The sequence below is a fragment of the Citrobacter sp. Ce129 genome, assembly GCF_030334545.1.
Classification (GTDB): Bacteria; Pseudomonadota; Gammaproteobacteria; order Enterobacterales; family Enterobacteriaceae; genus Citrobacter; species Citrobacter europaeus.
In genome coordinates this window covers 86,983-104,546 of record NZ_JAOWDS010000058.1, presented here as the reverse complement: position 1 = coordinate 104,546, position 17,564 = coordinate 86,983, and the positions used below count along the sequence as shown (strand labels likewise).

Annotated in this window: 16 protein-coding genes; 10 read left to right on the top strand and 6 right to left on the bottom strand. The window is 52.0% G+C overall.

Translation table 11 applies throughout. The features are described from left to right. Nucleotides 1-213 precede the first annotated feature (213 nt). Complete coding sequence (metL, locus tag OGV77_RS09480; protein ID WP_087050697.1) at nucleotides 214-2,646, bottom strand: bifunctional aspartate kinase/homoserine dehydrogenase II; 2,433 nt, start codon at nucleotides 2,644-2,646, stop codon at nucleotides 214-216. Nucleotides 2,647-2,648: 2 nt separating this feature from the next. Beyond that, complete coding sequence (gene metB, locus OGV77_RS09475) at nucleotides 2,649-3,809, bottom strand: cystathionine gamma-synthase (protein WP_087050698.1); 1,161 nt, start codon at nucleotides 3,807-3,809, stop codon at nucleotides 2,649-2,651. A 265-nt stretch (nucleotides 3,810-4,074) separates the two neighbouring features. Here metB and metJ point away from each other — a divergent pair, with 265 nt between their 5' ends. Beyond that, nucleotides 4,075-4,392 (top strand): met regulon transcriptional regulator MetJ, encoded by a 318-nt coding sequence (metJ, locus tag OGV77_RS09470; protein WP_003825168.1) that lies wholly within the window; start codon nucleotides 4,075-4,077, stop codon nucleotides 4,390-4,392. 53 nt (nucleotides 4,393-4,445) lie between these two features. Here metJ and OGV77_RS09465 read toward each other — a convergent pair whose 3' ends face one another. From OGV77_RS09465 to rpmE, 3 genes are all read right to left on the bottom strand, one after another. After that, the gene (locus tag OGV77_RS09465; protein WP_047407403.1) at nucleotides 4,446-5,870 is read right to left on the bottom strand and encodes an MFS transporter; all 1,425 of its coding nucleotides are present in this window, start codon (nucleotides 5,868-5,870) and stop codon (nucleotides 4,446-4,448) included. An 89-nt stretch (nucleotides 5,871-5,959) separates the two neighbouring features. Next, on the bottom strand, nucleotides 5,960-6,640 hold the full coding sequence (locus OGV77_RS09460; RefSeq protein WP_043018929.1) for an oligogalacturonate-specific porin KdgM family protein: 681 nt from the start codon (nucleotides 6,638-6,640) through the stop codon (nucleotides 5,960-5,962). Nucleotides 6,641-6,979: 339 nt separating this feature from the next. Further along, entirely contained in the window at nucleotides 6,980-7,192 is a 213-nt protein-coding gene (gene rpmE / locus OGV77_RS09455; RefSeq protein ID WP_003028810.1) for a 50S ribosomal protein L31, read from the bottom strand. A 332-nt stretch (nucleotides 7,193-7,524) separates the two neighbouring features. Here rpmE and priA point away from each other — a divergent pair, with 332 nt between their 5' ends. The 9 genes from priA (at nucleotide 7,525) to OGV77_RS09415 (ending at nucleotide 16,704) form a co-directional block, all read left to right on the top strand. Beyond that, nucleotides 7,525-9,723: a primosomal protein N' gene (gene priA / locus OGV77_RS09450; protein WP_087050699.1), complete on the top strand. Its 2,199-nt coding sequence runs from the start codon at nucleotides 7,525-7,527 to the stop codon at nucleotides 9,721-9,723. Between the two features lie 156 nt (nucleotides 9,724-9,879). Further along, nucleotides 9,880-10,905 (top strand): DNA-binding transcriptional regulator CytR, encoded by a 1,026-nt coding sequence (cytR, locus tag OGV77_RS09445; RefSeq protein WP_003825179.1) that lies wholly within the window; start codon nucleotides 9,880-9,882, stop codon nucleotides 10,903-10,905. Between the two features lie 93 nt (nucleotides 10,906-10,998). Next, a complete protein-coding gene (gene ftsN / locus OGV77_RS09440; protein ID WP_072033900.1) occupies nucleotides 10,999-11,973 on the top strand; it encodes a cell division protein FtsN in 975 nt (324 codons plus the stop codon). Nucleotides 11,974-12,064: 91 nt separating this feature from the next. After that, nucleotides 12,065-12,595 carry an ATP-dependent protease subunit HslV gene (gene hslV / locus OGV77_RS09435; RefSeq protein WP_003028805.1) on the top strand — a complete coding sequence of 177 codons (531 nt, stop codon included), beginning with the start codon at nucleotides 12,065-12,067 and terminating at the stop codon, nucleotides 12,593-12,595. A 9-nt stretch (nucleotides 12,596-12,604) separates the two neighbouring features. After that, nucleotides 12,605-13,936 carry an ATP-dependent protease ATPase subunit HslU gene (hslU, locus tag OGV77_RS09430; RefSeq protein WP_038636017.1) on the top strand — a complete coding sequence of 444 codons (1,332 nt, stop codon included), beginning with the start codon at nucleotides 12,605-12,607 and terminating at the stop codon, nucleotides 13,934-13,936. Between the two features lie 67 nt (nucleotides 13,937-14,003). Next, nucleotides 14,004-14,933, top strand: a complete 930-nt coding sequence (menA, locus tag OGV77_RS09425; RefSeq protein ID WP_003825185.1) for a 1,4-dihydroxy-2-naphthoate polyprenyltransferase — start codon at nucleotides 14,004-14,006, stop codon at nucleotides 14,931-14,933. 368 nt (nucleotides 14,934-15,301) lie between these two features. Then, nucleotides 15,302-15,853: an eCIS core domain-containing protein gene (locus OGV77_RS09420; RefSeq protein WP_087050727.1), complete on the top strand. Its 552-nt coding sequence runs from the start codon at nucleotides 15,302-15,304 to the stop codon at nucleotides 15,851-15,853. Beyond that, nucleotides 15,850-16,191 carry a putative T6SS immunity periplasmic lipoprotein gene (locus tag OGV77_RS24730; protein ID WP_353655792.1) on the top strand — a complete coding sequence of 114 codons (342 nt, stop codon included), beginning with the start codon at nucleotides 15,850-15,852 and terminating at the stop codon, nucleotides 16,189-16,191. Before OGV77_RS09420 ends, OGV77_RS24730 begins: the two co-directional genes overlap by 4 nt. A 12-nt stretch (nucleotides 16,192-16,203) precedes the next feature. Further along, nucleotides 16,204-16,704 carry an Hcp family type VI secretion system effector gene (locus OGV77_RS09415; protein ID WP_087050701.1) on the top strand — a complete coding sequence of 167 codons (501 nt, stop codon included), beginning with the start codon at nucleotides 16,204-16,206 and terminating at the stop codon, nucleotides 16,702-16,704. Nucleotides 16,705-17,050: 346 nt separating this feature from the next. Here the strand turns inward: OGV77_RS09415 and OGV77_RS09410 are convergent, their stop codons facing one another. Further along, entirely contained in the window at nucleotides 17,051-17,434 is a 384-nt protein-coding gene (locus tag OGV77_RS09410) for an integrase arm-type DNA-binding domain-containing protein (RefSeq protein ID WP_087050702.1), read from the bottom strand. Between the last annotated feature and the right edge of the window lie 130 nt (nucleotides 17,435-17,564).

The following is a 17,564-nucleotide window of genomic DNA, read 5'->3' as shown; positions in this document are numbered from 1 at the left end:
CTTTTCCCCACTGTTTAACGATGAACAATTGCGCAACTGGTTATCGATATTTTTGGCAACAAGGCAACACGCGTAAAATGGTGTACCTGTTAACAGAGGGGGGATTAATACAACATCCAGTCAATACCAAATGGCGAAGCTTACACATCTTACCGGCCTACATTACACACGAACCGTAGGCCGGATAAGCGCAGCGCCACCCGGCAACAAAAACTACAGCAGCTGCGCCAGACGGTTGATGTCTGACTGAATAGCTCCGGCGGTGACGTCACGACCTGCGCCCGGTCCACGGATCACCAGCGGGTTATCGCGATACCAGCGGCTTTCAATAGCAAAAACGTTATCGCACGGCAGCAGCGCCGCCAGCGGGTGTTCAGGACGTACCGCTTCTACGCCAACGCGTGCTTTACCGTTAGCATCAAAACGCGCCACATAGCGCAGCACCAGCCCCATTTCACGCGCCGCTTCCAGGCGTTGCACCATTTGCTCGTTCAGCTCATCGCCATTTTCAAAGAAATGGTCAATAGAGCCTTCTTCACAATGCGCAGGCACCAGCGACTCTACGCGTACCTGATCCGGTTCGATGTCGTAACCCGCTTCACGCGCCAGAATCACCAGCTTACGCATCACATCTTTGCCGGAAAGATCCACGCGCGGGTCAGGTTCAGTCAGACCCTGTTGCCACGCCTGATCCACCAGATCGGTGAACGGGACCGTGCCATCAAATTGCAGGAACAACCACGACAACGTGCCGGAGAAGATCCCGCTGATCGACAGAATGGTATCCCCGCTATCAATCAGATCGCGTACGGTATGATTGATCGGCAAGCCCGCGCCTACGGTAGCGTTATACAGCCAGTGGCGACCGGTCTTTTCAAAGGCGTCATGGATCTGACGGTAATTATTACTGTTGCTCGCCCCTGCCAGTTTATTGGCGCTGATGACGTGGAAGCCATGGCTGGCGAAATCCAGATACTGATCCGCTAACTGCTCGCTGGCTGTAACGTCCAGCACCACTAAATCATCATACGGGTGGGCGCGCATCCACAGGAACAACGACTCTTCATCCTGTTCTACCGCCTCGTCATCAAAGAAGGCCAACGCGCGACTGGTATCCAGCCCTTCGTAATTCAGCAGGCTACGACGGCTATCAACCACACCCGCCAGTACGAATTCTAATCCGGTACGCGCCGAGAGCGTGCTCTGCTCACGAGCAAACAGCTCCAGCCAGCGCGAGCCAATGTTGCCTTTGCCGAACAGCACCAGACCAATGCGTTTTTCCGCGCGGAAGATAGACTGATGCAGACCCTGAATCAGGCTCTCCGTCGGGCCGGTGCGCAGTACCGCGACCAGGCTGATGCCCTCTTCCGACTGCCAGGTGAATTCGACCGGCTGACCTTTCAACTGTTGCCAGAAACGATGGCAGTGCAGCGGGTTACGGGTGACGCCCGCCCCGACCATCGCCACTAACGCCAACCCCTGGCGCAGACGCAGCTCGCCCGGCAGGCCAGCTTCATCCAGAATTTTCAGTGCGCCGTCAGCGACTTCTGAGGTGTAGCAAAATTGCAGCAGTTGGCGGTCAGGATGCACACCCACCGCCAGCGGACGCACCTGAGTGCGTTTTAAAATCTGATCAATCTCTTTGTAGGCCAGTTTAAAGTCCTGGCTGGCAGGTACCTGGAACTCAATCAGGCACACGTCGTCATGGCTGGTCACAATACGCGCCCCGGTACCAGAAGCCAGGACGCGTTCAATACGCGTTGAACCTTGCTCCGGCGTATAGCTACAACGCAACTGGAGATCGATATCACTGCCGGAAACCGGCTGTAGGGTACGGGCATGGAGAACCGGCGCCGCCAGACGCGCCAATTCGCTGGCTTCATCCAGACGCAGCAGCGGCAGCAGACAGGCATCTTTTACTTTACGCGGATCCGCGCTGTATACCCCGGCAACATCACTCCAGATAGTTACGCGGGAAACGCCCGCCAGCGCGCCAACCTGCGTCGCCGAGTAGTCGGAGCCGTTACGTCCCAGCAGCACCGTTTCGCCGCCGTTGCTGCGGCTAATAAAGCCGGTAACGACCAGACGTTTACCCGGATGCTGCGCCAGCAGTTGCTGCAGCAGTGGGTAAGAAAGACCTTCATCTACCTGCGGCTGAGCGCCGCGCTCAGCACGTAAAAAATCGCGCGCATCCAGCCAGGCTGACTCCAGCCCCTGTTGGTTAAGGACGGCCGACATCAAACGCGCCGACCACACCTCGCCATGCCCGACGACTTCGGCATAGACAGCATCGTTCACACCGCTGTCGAGTAACCCGGCCAGGCGTTCCAGATCGTGAATAAACGCGCCGATCAGTCCATCCGCCACCTCGGGAGGTAACAAACCGCTGATAAGCTCACTTTGATAGCGACGTAACGCCTGTTGAACCTGATGCGCAGAAAGACGATCGGTCTGGCTTAACTTCAGCCAACTAATCAACTGGTTAGTGGTACTGCCTGCGGCTGAAACAACCATCATGTCATCAGGCTGCGAGTATTCCGCCATAATGCCTGCGACACGCAGATAACATTTCACATCAGCCAGACTACTACCACCAAATTTGTGCAGTTGACGACCCTTCGCCCCTGCCTGCGCAATCACACTCATGTTTACCCCTTGTTTGCAGCCCGGAAGCCATTTTCCAGGTCGGCAATTAAATCTTCGCCATCTTCAATACCGGTGGAGATACGCAGCAGCGTTTCCGAAATTCCGGCAGCAGCACGCGCTTCTGGCGCCATACCCGCGTGTGTCATGGTTGCAGCGTGGGAGATCAGACTTTCAACGCCCCCTAACGATTCCGCCAGCGTAAACAATGACAACCCACTGAGGAAGCGGCGCAGCGTTTGCTCATCGCCATCCAGCTCAAAACTCAACATCGCGCCAAAACCTTTTTGCTGACGCGCGGCAATCTCATGGCCCTGATTATCCGGCAATGACGGGTGATACAATTTTTTCACCAACGGCTGAGTTTGCAGATAATCCACAATCGCCTGAGCATTACGTTGCGCCACCTCCATGCGAGGAGACAGAGTACGCAGGCCGCGCAACAGCAGATAACTATCAAACGCGCCGCCGGTCACACCAATATTATTCGCCCACCATGCCAGTTCAGTGACCGTTTCCGGATCTTTTGCTATCACTACACCGGCCACCACGTCGGAGTGACCATTTAAATATTTCGTGCATGAATGCAACACCAGATCGGCGCCTAATGCCAGAGGATTTTGCAGGGCCGGGCTTAAAAAAGTGTTGTCGACAACGCTGACCGCGCCAGCTTCACGCGCCAGCTGGCAGATTTTCGCAATATCCACCACGCGCAGCAGCGGGTTGCTTGGGCTTTCTACCAGCACTAGCTTCGGTTTTTCCGCCAGTGCCGCTTGCAACGCCTGCTCATCGCCTTGATCGACAAACAGGACGCGATAACAGCCACGCTTTGCCAGGCTGTCAAACAGACGATAGCTCCCACCGTAGCAGTCGTGCGGTGCGACCAGCAGATCGCCTGGCTTGAGGAATACCATGGTCACCAGATGAATCGCCGACATGCCGGTATTGGTCAGTACAGCCCCCGCACCACCTTCCAGTTCCGCCAGCGCACGCTGAACGACATCACGCGTTGGGTTGCCGCGGCGCGAATAGTCATGGGCGCGAGGCTCATTAAAACCGGTAAAGTTATAGGTGCTGGAGAGGTGAATCGGCGGGACAACGCAACCGTACTGTTCGTCGTCATTTAATCCGCTACGCACTGCGATGGTGGCCTGTTTACGCGTCATATTGAGGAGATCCTGGCTGAGTCGGTGAAAAGTCAGACACCAGAGTAATCATAGTTGTGATAGCCGTCAATACATCTGGACATCTAAACTTCTTTGCGTATAGATTGAGCAAACTGGAAATAGCCGTTAAAATTATATGCATTAGCGTACATCTGCGTCGGCTTACTTCGTGTCAGGGCCACGCCACTACGATAAACTACGCGCAATTATGGTCTGGGCTCAGGTTCTGGCCTCAATATTAATGACAAAGAGGATTAGGTATCTCATGGCTGAATGGAGCGGCGAATATATCAGCCCATACGCTGAGCACGGTAAGAAGAGTGAGCAAGTCAAAAAAATTACGGTTTCCATTCCTCTGAAGGTGTTAAAAATCCTTACCGATGAACGCACGCGTCGTCAGGTTAACAACCTGCGTCACGCCACTAACAGCGAACTGCTGTGTGAAGCGTTTTTGCATGCTTTTACCGGGCAACCCTTACCCAACGATGACGACCTGCGTAAAGAGCGCAGCGATGAAATCCCGGAAGAAGCAAAGGTAATCATGCGTGAACTGGGTATCAACCCAGAAACGTGGGAATACTGATTGTTGAAGACAGATGAGAAAAGGCGGGATCACTCCCGCCGCTTCTCACTATGTTACTTACTGATACCATTGAGCTTATTCAAAGTCTCTTCCATTTTTAGCGTTTCTTTACGGTTCAACGGATAGAAATAAATCAGAATGACCGCCGCCAAAAACAAACATAAAGCCGGTAAGAGATTCGCCATCGTATAGATGTTTTCCTGAACGATGCTGGTTTGCACCGCGCCGCCCGTTGACGAAGATTGATATCCAATGATGGCCAGCATAAAGCCGCCAATAGCCCCTGCGCACGCCTGACCAACTTTACGGGCAAAGAAGTTCACGCCATAGACGGTTCCATCTTCACGATCGCCGGTGACATACTGGTGATAATCACAAACATCAGTCATAAACGCCCAAATCATCAGATTGAATAATCCGGCCCCCAGCGTTGCCAGGAACAGGAACACCAAATAGACCTTCGCGTCGGTAATGTGGGTGAAGTACATCAGCAGATACATGGCTACCGCAAAGAGCAACGCGCCGACGCTGGCTTCTTTCTTACCAAAGCGTCTTGTGAGCCAGGATGCCGATGGCGCCAGCAAAACCAGAGAGCCAAAGGTGAAAAGCAAGGCAACGGACATAGCCTCTTTGTTATGAAAATAGTCGTTAAACAGGTAAGTCATGTTGGTACCAGACAACCCCTGATTAATCACGATCAGTAGATCCACAACCACTAAAACAATCAGCGCCTTATTGCGTAACAGCCCCTTTAGCAGCACAGAAACAGGCATGCTCTCTTTTCTTTCCACCCGCACGCGTTCCGTCGTTAACTGACAGGTCAACGTTAAAAAGATAAAGCCCAGCACTGAACAACCAATAGCAATCCAGAAGAAATGCTGCCCGGAAATCACCTGGCTTCCGTCCACCAGGGTGGTGTACATCAGGATTGGAATAAAAAATCCGGTTGTCCCGCCGCCGATGGCAGACCCAACGCTGCGCCAGGTTGACAGCGATACGCGATCCTCCGGGTTCGAGCTAATAGCTGCAGACATGGCGCCATACGGAATACTCACCGTCGATAACAGCGAACCGTAAATAAAATAGGAACAGCAGATGTAGATAATTTTCGCCGTATAAGAAAAATCATGCACAAACGGCAGGAACAGGACGACCGCAATGATGCAGAACGGATACTTCATCCGCCGCACCCATGGATTAAAACGCCCATGAACCGTCAGTTTAGAGGTATCACATAAGCGCCCTACACCAACGTCGACAAACGCATCAAAGAGTTTGGTCACAAAATAGAGTGAACCAACAATGACGCCGGAAATACCAAGGACGTTGGTGTAATAAATCATTAAAAAACTATTTACCAGTCCAAGAATAAAACAGGTTCCGAGGTCGCCACATAAATAACCGAATTTATCTCTTAACCCGAAAGGTCTGACGGTAATATTTTGATTACTTCCGATCATAGTTCCATCATTAGACATGATGTTAACTCCTTAGACACATTATTCACGCAAGTTATGCGTATATACCGATGCTCAATGTAATAAATCGATAAGAAGCGTATTGATGGTCAGAAGTTATAACCGAGACCAACGCGATAACGGGTCTGACGATCGTCTGTAGTGGTAGTGTTATAACCCGAGGAAACGTTACCAACCTCAACAAATGGAACCCATGAGCCTATTTTATACGCTACCCGGAAGTTATATTCGTAATCGTCTTTTCGGTTGTTATATAAATCTTCGCTATCGGCAATTTTATAAATGCCATTTAGCTCAAACATCCAGTCATGGATGTTGTAACCGAGCCATGCTTCCGGACGATAGACCATGCGGTCATCTTTGCCGTCGGAGTTTCTGCGCATGTACTCCTGGCGATAGCGGAACGCGGTCCACCAGTTGTCATTGATATTATACTGTACGCGAATATAAGGCTTATATATCGCGATATTATCGCCCGTTTCGATCGCAATGCCCGGCTGCCAGATAAGACCTTGCCAGGTGAACTGGTAGCTTGCCGTATACTCATTGCCATTACTTTCCATATTATTCCACGCATCATTAGATTGCGTATCTTCGGAACGTGAAATGGCTTCCACTGCCACACCAAAACCCGTAGCAAAACGGTGAGACATATAAACACGGTCGTAATTGCGACCATCGTCATAATATTCATGTCGATAATCAACATAACCCGCATGCGCGGCCGCAGAGAATAATGGAATCAGTAATAACGCGGATTTAAATTTCATGACCATCCCTCTTCACACTATATCAAGGAAATTGTCCATCTCGTCCCATCAATAAATGAGGGAACGATGAAGGAATAAGAATAATTTTATATTTCCACGAAAGTGTATTTTAGAAAGAAGGAAGATACCTTTGGTATTTTGCCAAAAACTGGCATAAGTGGCAAAAATCAGAAGATGAAAAGGATTCAGATCACCAGTTGAAACATTTTATCGTAAAAATAAAAACACTGTTTTATTTATTAAAGAAAAGACATCATTCAATACATCAATACGAATTTCAGTCTGCATGCACAGAAACAAAAAAAGCGCCATAAGGCGCTTTTTTCTGACAGCTGAAACTTACTTGCTGCCTGGGATGCTGAAACGCTTGTTGAAGCGATCAACACGGCCACCGGTAGCAACATCACGCTGCTTGCCAGTATAGAACGGGTGGCACTTGCTGCACACGTCGAGGTTCAGATCGTGACCGACAGTAGAGCGGATTTTAATGACGTTACCGCAAGAGCAGTTTGCAGTAATTTCTTCGTATTTCGGGTGAATATCTTTTTTCATGGGAAAACCTCGGTTTAAGGCCGCGTCGCTCTTCCAGCCCTAACGCCAGACACCACGCGATGTTAATTATTCCCCGTCACCTTTCACACTGCTGATGCGTTGCCTGCGTTCACTCACTCTGGTCACATAGTTCACTATGCTCCCAGAGATTCGCTCGCTTGCCGCCTTCCAGCCGCGCGAAACTCTCGGGTAATGGTCAGTATTTGACGCAATCAATTTGCATCAAAGGCGGCGAATCATACAGAAATTAACCTGCCCATGCAAACTGATCCGCATTCTACCCTTCACTAATGTGTATACTAACCCGCCAGATTTCAAGTCAGGATGATTCAATGCCCGTTGCGCACGTTGCCTTACCCGTTCCGCTTCCTCGTACCTTTGACTACCTCCTGCCGGAAGGCATGAGCGCCAAAGCCGGGTATCGTGTACGCGTGCCCTTTGGCAAGCAACAGGAGCGCGTGGGTATCGTTCTGTCCGTCAGCGAGCACAGCGAACTGCCGCGGAGCGAATTGAAAGCCGTTCTCGAAGTGCTGGACAGCGAACCGGTTTATTCGACCTCCGTCTGGCGTCTGCTGTTGTGGGCGGCTGATTATTACCATCATCCTATTGGCGACGTGCTGTTTCATGCCCTGCCAATTTTACTGCGCCAGGGGCGCCCGGCGACAAACGCGCCCATGTGGTACTGGTTTGCCACTGAAGAAGGTCAGGTTACCGATCTCAAAAGCCTGAAGCGCTCTCCCAAGCAGCAGCAGGCGCTGGCTGCGCTACGCCAGGGAAAAATCTGGCGCGACCAGGTGGCTGAACTGGAATTTAATGACGCCGCATTACAGGCGCTGCGGAAAAAAGGGCTGTGCGAGCTGGCGAGCGAAACGCCTGGCTTTAGTGACTGGCGAACAAACTACGCGGTTTCCGGTGAGCGTCTGCGACTGAACACCGAGCAGGCCACCGCCGTCGGGGCGATTCACAGCGCATCGGACAGTTTTAGCGCATGGCTATTAGCGGGCGTGACGGGCTCAGGCAAAACAGAGGTCTATCTAAGCGTCCTGGAAAATGTTCTCGCCCAGGGCAAACAGGCGCTGGTGATGGTGCCGGAGATTGGCCTGACGCCGCAAACTATTGCTCGTTTTCGCGAACGCTTCCATGCGCCGGTCGAAGTCCTGCACTCTGGCTTGAACGACAGCGAACGCCTTTCAGCCTGGCTGAAAGCCAAAAATGGCGAAGCGGCGATAGTTATCGGCACGCGCTCGTCGCTGTTTACGCCGTTTAAAAATCTTGGCGTAATTGTCATCGACGAAGAGCACGACAGCTCTTATAAACAGCAGGAAGGCTGGCGCTATCATGCGCGCGACCTGGCGGTTTACCGTGCCCACAGCGAGCAGATCCCGATTATTCTCGGCTCAGCCACCCCAGCGCTGGAAACGCTGTGTAATGTGCGGCAGAACAAATATCGTATGCTGCGCCTGACGCGACGCGCCGGAAATGCGCGCCCTGCCACTCAGCACGTGCTGGATCTCAAAGGTCAGCAGGTGCAGGCCGGACTCGCCCCTGCGCTTATCACCCGTATGCGTCAGCACCTGCAGGCGGATAACCAGGTGATCCTGTTTTTGAACCGCCGGGGTTTTGCGCCTGCGCTGCTGTGCCACGACTGCGGCTGGATTGCCGAATGTCCGCGTTGCGATCACTACTACACGCTACATCAGGCACAGCACCATTTACGCTGTCACCACTGCGACAGCCAGCGCCCGATACCGCGTCAGTGTCCTTCCTGCGGCTCGACGCATATGGTTCCGGTTGGACTCGGCACCGAACAGCTTGAGCAGGCTCTGGCGCCTTTTTTCCCCGGCGTGCCAATCTCACGCATCGATCGCGACACCACCAGCCGTAAAGGGTCGCTGGAGCAGCATCTGGCGGAAGTGCATCGCGGCGGCGCGCGAATTCTGATCGGTACGCAAATGCTGGCCAAAGGCCACCACTTCCCGGACGTCACCCTGGTGGCGCTGCTGGACGTCGACGGCGCGCTATTCTCTGCAGATTTCCGGTCAGCAGAACGCTTCGCCCAGCTCTACACCCAGGTTTCCGGGCGAGCAGGACGCGCCGGGAAACAAGGCGAAGTCGTGCTGCAAACGCACCATCCTGAACATCCGCTGCTGCAAACCTTGCTGTATAAAGGTTATGACGCATTTGCCGAGCAGGCGCTGGCCGAGCGACAAACGCTCCAGCTTCCCCCCTGGACCAGCCATGTGATCGTGCGGGCAGAAGATCACAACAACCAGCATGCGCCAATGTTCTTACAACAGTTGCGAAATCTGATTCAGGCCAGTCCGCTGGCCGATGACAAGCTCTGGGTGCTCGGCCCGGTTCCCGCCCTGGCGCCCAAACGCGGCGGTCGCTATCGCTGGCAAATTTTATTGCAGCACCCGTCGCGAATTCGCCTGCAACATATCATCAGCGGCACGCTGGCGCTGATCAATACGTTACCCGATGCACGTAAGGTTAAATGGGTGCTGGATGTCGATCCCATCGAGGGATAATGCCTCATGATGCGAGGCGGATCGTAAAATTAAACATCCATCACACTTTTTATGAAAATTCTGTAACCGCTTCCATTAACTATCTGATAAAAATGTTTCAGATGAAGGTTACCCAGGGACGAGTCTGTGCCAGCAGCCCTCTGGCGAGGAGAAAGAGTGAAACCGAATAAGCAGGTTGCCGCCGCTACGATGAAAGATGTTGCTCTGAAGGCGAAAGTCTCAACGGCAACCGTATCCCGCGCATTAATGAACCCGGACAAAGTCTCACAGTCAACCCGTAACAAAGTTGAGCAGGCCGCGCTGGAAGTGGGATATTTACCCCAATCAATGGGACGCAACGTTAAGCGTAATGAATCACGTACCATTCTGGTGATTGTGCCGGATATCTGCGATCCGTTTTTTAGCGAGGTGATTCGCGGCATAGAAGTGACCGCCGCAGAACAGGGATATCTGGTGCTGATCGGCGATTGCGCGCACCAGAATCAGCAGGAAAAGACCTTCCTAAACCTCATTATCACCAAGCAGATCGATGGCATGGTGCTGCTCAGTTCGCGCCTGCCGTTTGATGCCAGCGTGGAAGAGCAGCGCAACCTGCCGCCGATGGTCATGTCCAATGAGTTCGCGCCAGAACTGGAACTCCCCACCGTGCACATTGATAACCTCACCGCCGCCTTCAACGCGATGAACTATCTGCTGGAACTGGGACATAAACGCATTGGCTGTATCGCCGGCCCAGAGGACATGCCGCTGTGCCATTACCGTCTGCAAGGTTACGTTCAGGCATTGCGCCGCAGCGGAATTACGGTCGATCCACATTTTATCGCGCGCGGCGACTTTACCTATGAAGCGGGAGCCAATGCGCTGAAGCAGCTCCTTGAGCTACCGCAACCACCTACCGCGGTCTTTTGCCACAGCGATGTCATGGCGCTGGGCGCCCTCTCTTACGCCAAACGTCAGGGTCTGAAGGTACCTGACGATTTATCCATCATTGGCTTTGATAACATTTCGCTCACGGAATTTTGTGATCCACCCCTGACAACCGTTGCACAGCCGCGTTTCGATATCGGACGCGAAGCTATGCTGTTACTGCTCGATCAATTACAAGGGCAGAGCGTCAGCAGTGGCTCACGTTTACTCGACTGCGAGCTTATTATTCGGGGTACTACCCGGGCACTGACGTAAAGTAAAGTGCTTTCGGACTCCCCTGTCTGGTCAAAGGCCCGCCGCTTAAGTAACATGGCGGGCTGACGAACGAATAAATACAGCGAAACGATAGTGGCACAACGAGATTATGTACGTCGCGGCCAACCGGCACCTTCGCGGCGCAAGAAGAGCACATCACGGAAAAAACAACGCAATACGCCTGCGGTATCGCCCGCTATGGTTGCTATTGCTGCAGCCGTACTCGTGACCTTTATCGGTGGTCTGTACTTCATTACGCATCACAAGAAAGAAGAGTCCGAAACGCTGCAAAACCAGAAAGTCACCGGTAATGGCATTCCACCAAAACCGGAAGAGCGCTGGCGATACATCAAAGAGCTGGAAAGCCGTCAGCCTGGCGTACGTGCGCCTACCGAACCGTCTGCAGGCGGCGAGGTGCTGAACGCCGACCAGCTAACCAATGAGCAACGCCAGTTGTTGGCGCAAATGCAGGCTGATATGCGCCAACAGCCAACGCAGCTCAACGAAGTACCGTGGAACGAACAAACGCCTGAACAGCGCCAGCAAACGCTGCAGCGTCAGCGTCAGGTGCAACAGCAGCAGTGGAACAACACCCAGCAGCAGGCTCAACAGCCACGCCAACGGGCAGCAGAACAGCCGTACCAGCAGCCGCAAACGCGTACTGCGCAAGCCGCCCCGGTACAGCAGCCGAAAGCGCAGCCAAAACCGGCAACCCAACAGCCGTATCAGGATCTGCTGCAAACGCCGGCGCATACCGCCGCTGCTCAGCCAAAAACACAGCCGGCCGCGCCAATAACCAATGAAACGCAGCCGCCAAAACAGACGGCGGAGAAAAAAGATGAACGCCGTTGGATGGTACAGTGCGGCTCATTTAAAGGTGCTGAGCAGGCAGAAACGGTGCGTGCGCAGCTGGCCTTTGAAGGCTTCAACTCACGTATTACCACCAATAACGGCTGGAATCGCGTGGTCATTGGTCCGGTCAAAGGCAAAGAGAATGCCGACAACACCATCAGCCGCCTGAAGGTTGCTGGTCACACAAACTGCATTCGACTCGCCACTGGGGGTTGAAACCCACAAAATCCCCCCCATCTATACTTGCATTACGCCCCGCACACTGCGCGGGGCCTGTATTTTGCATTTGTAACCAAGGGGTCTGCTCGTGACAACAATAGTAAGCGTACGCCGTAACGGCCATGTGGTAATCGCCGGTGATGGTCAGGCCACACTGGGTAACACCGTAATGAAAGGCAACGTGAAGAAAGTCCGCCGTTTGTATAACGACAAAGTCATCGCGGGCTTTGCGGGCGGTACTGCGGATGCATTCACGCTGTTTGAACTGTTCGAACGCAAGCTGGAAATGCATCAGGGTCACCTGGTGAAAGCTGCCGTTGAACTGGCAAAAGACTGGCGTACTGACCGTATGCTGCGCAAACTCGAAGCGCTGCTGGCCGTCGCAGATGAAACGGCATCGCTCATCATCACCGGTAACGGCGACGTCATCCAGCCAGAAAACGATCTGATTGCCATCGGCTCCGGCGGCCCTTACGCCCAGGCTGCTGCACGCGCTCTGCTGGAAAACACCGAGCTTGGCGCACGCGAGATTGCTGAGAAAGCGTTGGATATTGCAGGGGATATCTGCATTTATACCAACCACTTCCATACTATCGAAGAATTGAACTCCAAAGCGTAAGGATCCCCCATGTCTGAAATGACCCCACGCGAAATTGTCAGCGAACTGAACAAACACATCATCGGCCAGGATAACGCTAAGCGTTCCGTGGCGATTGCCCTGCGTAACCGCTGGCGCCGTATGCAGCTTAACGAAGAGCTGCGCCATGAAGTGACGCCGAAAAACATTCTGATGATTGGCCCGACCGGCGTTGGTAAAACCGAAATCGCCCGTCGTCTGGCAAAACTGGCCAATGCGCCGTTCATCAAAGTTGAAGCGACAAAATTCACCGAAGTTGGCTATGTTGGTAAGGAAGTTGACTCCATCATCCGCGATCTGACCGATGCAGCCATCAAAATGGTCCGCGTTCAGGCAATCGAGAAAAACCGCTTCCGTGCCGAAGAGATGGCGGAAGAGCGCATTCTCGACGTGCTGATCCCACCGGCTAAAAATAACTGGGGACAGTCTGAGCAGCCGCAGGAGCCTTCTGCAGCGCGTCAGGCGTTCCGTAAAAAACTGCGTGAAGGCCAGTTGGATGACAAAGAGATCGAAATCGATCTCGCGGCCGCACCGATGGGCGTTGAAATTATGGCGCCTCCGGGAATGGAAGAGATGACCAGCCAGCTGCAGTCCATGTTCCAGAACCTGGGCGGTCAGAAGCAAAAACCACGTAAGCTGAAAATCAAAGACGCGATGAAGCTGCTGATTGAAGAAGAAGCAGCCAAACTGGTAAACCCGGAAGAGCTGAAACAGGAAGCTATCGACGCCGTTGAGCAGCACGGGATCGTGTTTATCGATGAAATCGACAAAATCTGTAAGCGCGGCGAATCCTCCGGCCCGGACGTGTCCCGTGAAGGCGTACAGCGCGACCTGCTGCCGCTGGTTGAAGGCTGCACGGTCTCTACCAAGCACGGTATGGTGAAAACAGATCACATTCTGTTTATCGCTTCTGGCGCATTCCAGGTCGCGAAACCGTCTGACCTGATCCCGGAACTGCAGGGTCGTCTGCCGATTCGTGTCGAGCTGCAGGCGCTGACCACCAGCGATTTTGAGCGTATCCTTACCGAACCGAATGCCTCCATCACCGTTCAGTACAAAGCGCTGATGGCGACCGAAGGTGTGGACATCAACTTCACCGAATCGGGCATTAAACGCATTGCCGAAGCGGCCTGGCAGGTCAACGAAACCACCGAAAACATCGGTGCGCGTCGTCTGCATACCGTTCTTGAGCGTCTGATGGAAGATATTTCCTATGATGCGAGCGATTTAAACGGCCAAAGCATCACAATTGATGCCGATTATGTGAGCAAACATCTGGATGCGCTGGTCGCAGATGAAGATCTGAGCCGTTTTATCCTATAATCGCGTTCAATGCATTTTCATCACTGTTGATGGGGCTGATAAAGCCCCATTTTTATTGGCGCTAAATATGACTGAACAACAACAAATTAGCCGCTCACAAGCCTGGCTGGAAAGTTTACGACCTAAGACCTTACCGCTCGCCTTCGCGGCGATCATCGTCGGTACGGCATTAGCATGGTGGCAAGGATACTTCGATCCGCTGGTTGCTCTGCTGGCATTGATTACGGCAGGACTGCTGCAAATTCTGTCCAATCTCGCTAACGACTATGGCGATGCCGTCAAAGGCAGCGACAAGCCCGACCGCATTGGACCACTGCGCGGGATGCAAAAAGGGGTTATCACCCAACAGCAGATGAAGCGCGCGCTGATCGTCACCGTGGTGTTGATCTGTCTGTCCGGTCTGGCCCTGGTTGCTGTGGCCTGTCACACGCTGGCGGATTTTGTCGGCTTCCTGGTGCTTGGAGGCCTGTCGATTATCGCCGCGATCACTTATACCGTGGGCAATCGCCCTTATGGATACATCGGCCTCGGCGATATTTCCGTGCTGGTATTCTTCGGCTGGCTCAGCGTGATGGGGAGCTGGTATCTGCAGGCGCATACGTTGATTCCGGCGCTGATTCTGCCTGCCACCGCCTGCGGCCTGCTGGCAACCGCCGTGCTCAACGTCAACAACCTGCGCGATATCAACAGCGACAGGGAGAACGGCAAGAATACGTTGGTCGTGCGTTTAGGCGCCGTCAATGCCCGCCGCTACCATGCCTGCCTGCTGATGGGGACACTGGTCTGCCTGGCGCTGTTTAACCTGTTTTCGCTGCAAAGTCTGTGGGGATGGCTGTTTATTCTCGCCGCTCCGCTGCTAATCAAACAGGCACGTTACGTGATGCGCGAGATGGATCCTGCGGCAATGCGCCCAATGCTGGAACGCACCGTAAAAGCAGCGCTATTAACTAACTTACTGTTTGTTGTCGGGATTTTCTTAAGTCAGTGGTCTCTTTAACTGACAAATATCAATTAACAATTTCAGTTTTTAGAATCGCATAACGCCTCGCAACCCTTACAAATAGAGGGGCGCGAGGTTTTTCCATGTTTTTTATATTTTCCGGAGATACCTCGGGGATACCAACGAACGGTAAACACCGTGACCTATAAGTACTAAAATCAGCGTTTCCCAGCTTACTTAACCGATTACGGGGTCTGACGCTCAACCGTACGATCTCGTACGATTGCTCCCCAAACCAGGGGCCTTAACGCGAGAAGCGGCGTAACCGCAGTTTGTGACAATTTCGGATATTTCCCGCATTTTTTAACACGGAAAAATTTACTTTAAGGCGTATTAAGGTGTTTTACCAATGGATGATGTCTCCAATGATAAGGGAAATGAACGATATAGACCGGGGCGGGTTACGGCTGTTAACGCTTGGTGAGATTAACTTGGCCCGTACCCTCTACGCTTTCACCCTCCGCTATAACGAAGTCTGGATCCACCGCAGCAGCTATCTACCTTTCAACCTCCAAAAGAACAACTACGCCATGACGCCCAACGGCGAATTGTACTTTCAGGAAGGTACTTATGAGCCTGACTTTTCACAGCCGCATGTTAATAACGATCGCGTTGGTGGGCAGCATCTTTTTTTACATGAAATGGTGCACGTCTGGCAGCATCAGCGCGGGATGATGGTAAGGATACGGGGCCTGTTCTCTTGGGCAGTTGATTACTATTACACCTTGGATAAGGCTATACTCTTGGATTACGGATTAGAGCAGCAGGCTGCAATGGTGGCTGATTATTGGCTACTTAAAACGCATGGATTCGGCAACCGCTCTGATTTGTATCGCCTCAAGGATTACGATCCATCTGAGCCTGTCCTTAGCCTCATATCCCGCTATGAGAAAGTATTAGGGAGGTTCCCGCATTGAAACACTACTTTCTCATTTCTGCCTTTTTTGCGCTGGCTGGGTGTGGCGCTGGCGACAGCGTTCCCCCATGGCGTAGTTTCCCTATTATAAATAATTCGCTTTGCTTCTCTGTTAATAAATCGGACGTTCTGAGCCGATACGGCGTTTATTCTGAGCAGGGGAATGAATACAAGACATTGGCGGAAAATTCGCATGTAGCTCTCTCCTATCCTGAAACGTGCTTAAAAATACCGATAACGCCGGGCTATATCTATGCGGCTTCATACACGTTGAACGGAAAGAATTACCGTTACAACTTTTTTATCGACAGAAACGGGCAAATATTAAGCACAAAATAAGGAGATCTATAAATGTCATTACCAGCTTATATGTATATTTATGATGAAAATGGACAACTGATCAAAGGCAGTTGCATGGCGCTGGGCCGTGAGAGTGCAATTGAAATCATGAACAGCAGTTACGGTGTGTACCAAAACACATGCCGCAACACTGGTAAGCTGATGGGTTCGCGCGAACACAACGCTTTTACCCTGCACAAAGAGATTGATAAGACCTCGCCATATTTTGCGGTTGCAGTCTGCCAAAGTAAGCGGCTGCAAAAGGCAGTAATCCACTATTACGACATCAACGAGGCGGGTGTCGAATACGAGATTTACCGAATTACGCTTAACAACATCGTAATCATGTCCGTCAATGCTGCTCATGCTTATATGCCGGGTTCCCATACTCCGGGCATGATGGAAAATATCGCCATCACCTACTCAGGCATTGAGTGGTTTTATATCGAAGGGAATATCAAATACGACGATGACTGGAGCCGCCTGGTTGGTTACAACCAGCAGCAGAGGTAATTCTAATTGGCTGGCAGATCTGCTGAAATAAAGACCACTTAGCAGACTGCCTGCAATACTCGTCGCTATTCCCGAACACGCTTACTTGCAATACGAGCGTACCTGGTCATCAAATCAACGTAAATCAAACCAATAATGCAAAAACTTTATAAGATTAAAATCATAAGGTTACGTTCTTAGCGTACATTTCCGTACGGTTGGGCTTCAACCCCCATCAACACATCAGTTTTATAGCCTGCTATAGCCCATTGTCTTACGGTATCAAGGGCCGTGAGCCAGTTGCCTAAATCATTATTTCTGATATTAGTTGTTCTCCGTGTATTTCCATTCCAAAGCATTTTTATACTTAAAATGGTTGTGGGCGGATCCGGTAACAATCTCCCGCCATCTTTATCACGGTAGCTATCATATGCATAGCGATAGACAGCACGCAGAACACGGGCCCATAAATCAGCCTGGGCTTTACTGCCTTTTTCTTCACGCCTGAACGGGCCACCAAACCATATGCCCGCTCTCTGGCCTGCTCAATAGTCATATCCGGGAACTTGCCCAACGTCACACGGTAAAATTTTCCGTCGCGCTTTCGGGACACACTAAAACTTTTGCTGCAACTAGACGTAACGCGCAGACGCAACCCATTAACGACACTATCAGCATATTCAAGGCGTTTGCCGGCATCAGGAACGGGGAGTTCCATCAGCACGGCTTTGGTGAATCTGATCGTTCTCATAGGGCTTTCTTTTATGTTCCAGCAATCTACCGGAGATACCTCGGGGATACTTTACAGAGGGAAATCCGGGTAATTGTAGGTCATTATCGGCTGTTTTAAAAATCAGTAATCACCTGTTTTTCAATGAAAA

What these genes read in the sequence shown, in the direction of transcription:
- hslU (WP_038636017.1), top strand. Translation starts at nt 12,605, where the DNA reads ATGTCTGAAATGACCCCACGCGAAATTGTCAGCGAACTGAACAAACAC.
- menA (WP_003825185.1), top strand. Translation starts at nt 14,004, where the DNA reads ATGACTGAACAACAACAAATTAGCCGCTCACAAGCCTGGCTGGAAAGT.
- OGV77_RS09415 (WP_087050701.1), top strand. Translation starts at nt 16,204, where the DNA reads ATGTCATTACCAGCTTATATGTATATTTATGATGAAAATGGACAACTG.
- OGV77_RS09460 (WP_043018929.1), bottom strand. Translation starts at nt 6,640, where the DNA reads ATGAAATTTAAATCCGCGTTATTACTGATTCCATTATTCTCTGCGGCC.
- OGV77_RS09410 (WP_087050702.1), bottom strand. Translation starts at nt 17,434, where the DNA reads ATGAGAACGATCAGATTCACCAAAGCCGTGCTGATGGAACTCCCCGTT.
- rpmE (WP_003028810.1), bottom strand. Translation starts at nt 7,192, where the DNA reads ATGAAAAAAGATATTCACCCGAAATACGAAGAAATTACTGCAAACTGC.
- priA (WP_087050699.1), top strand. Translation starts at nt 7,525, where the DNA reads ATGCCCGTTGCGCACGTTGCCTTACCCGTTCCGCTTCCTCGTACCTTT.
- metL (WP_087050697.1), bottom strand. Translation starts at nt 2,646, where the DNA reads ATGAGTGTGATTGCGCAGGCAGGGGCGAAGGGTCGTCAACTGCACAAA.
- metB (WP_087050698.1), bottom strand. Translation starts at nt 3,809, where the DNA reads ATGACGCGTAAACAGGCCACCATCGCAGTGCGTAGCGGATTAAATGAC.
- OGV77_RS09420 (WP_087050727.1), top strand. Translation starts at nt 15,302, where the DNA reads ATGATAAGGGAAATGAACGATATAGACCGGGGCGGGTTACGGCTGTTA.
- metJ (WP_003825168.1), top strand. Translation starts at nt 4,075, where the DNA reads ATGGCTGAATGGAGCGGCGAATATATCAGCCCATACGCTGAGCACGGT.
- OGV77_RS09465 (WP_047407403.1), bottom strand. Translation starts at nt 5,870, where the DNA reads ATGTCTAATGATGGAACTATGATCGGAAGTAATCAAAATATTACCGTC.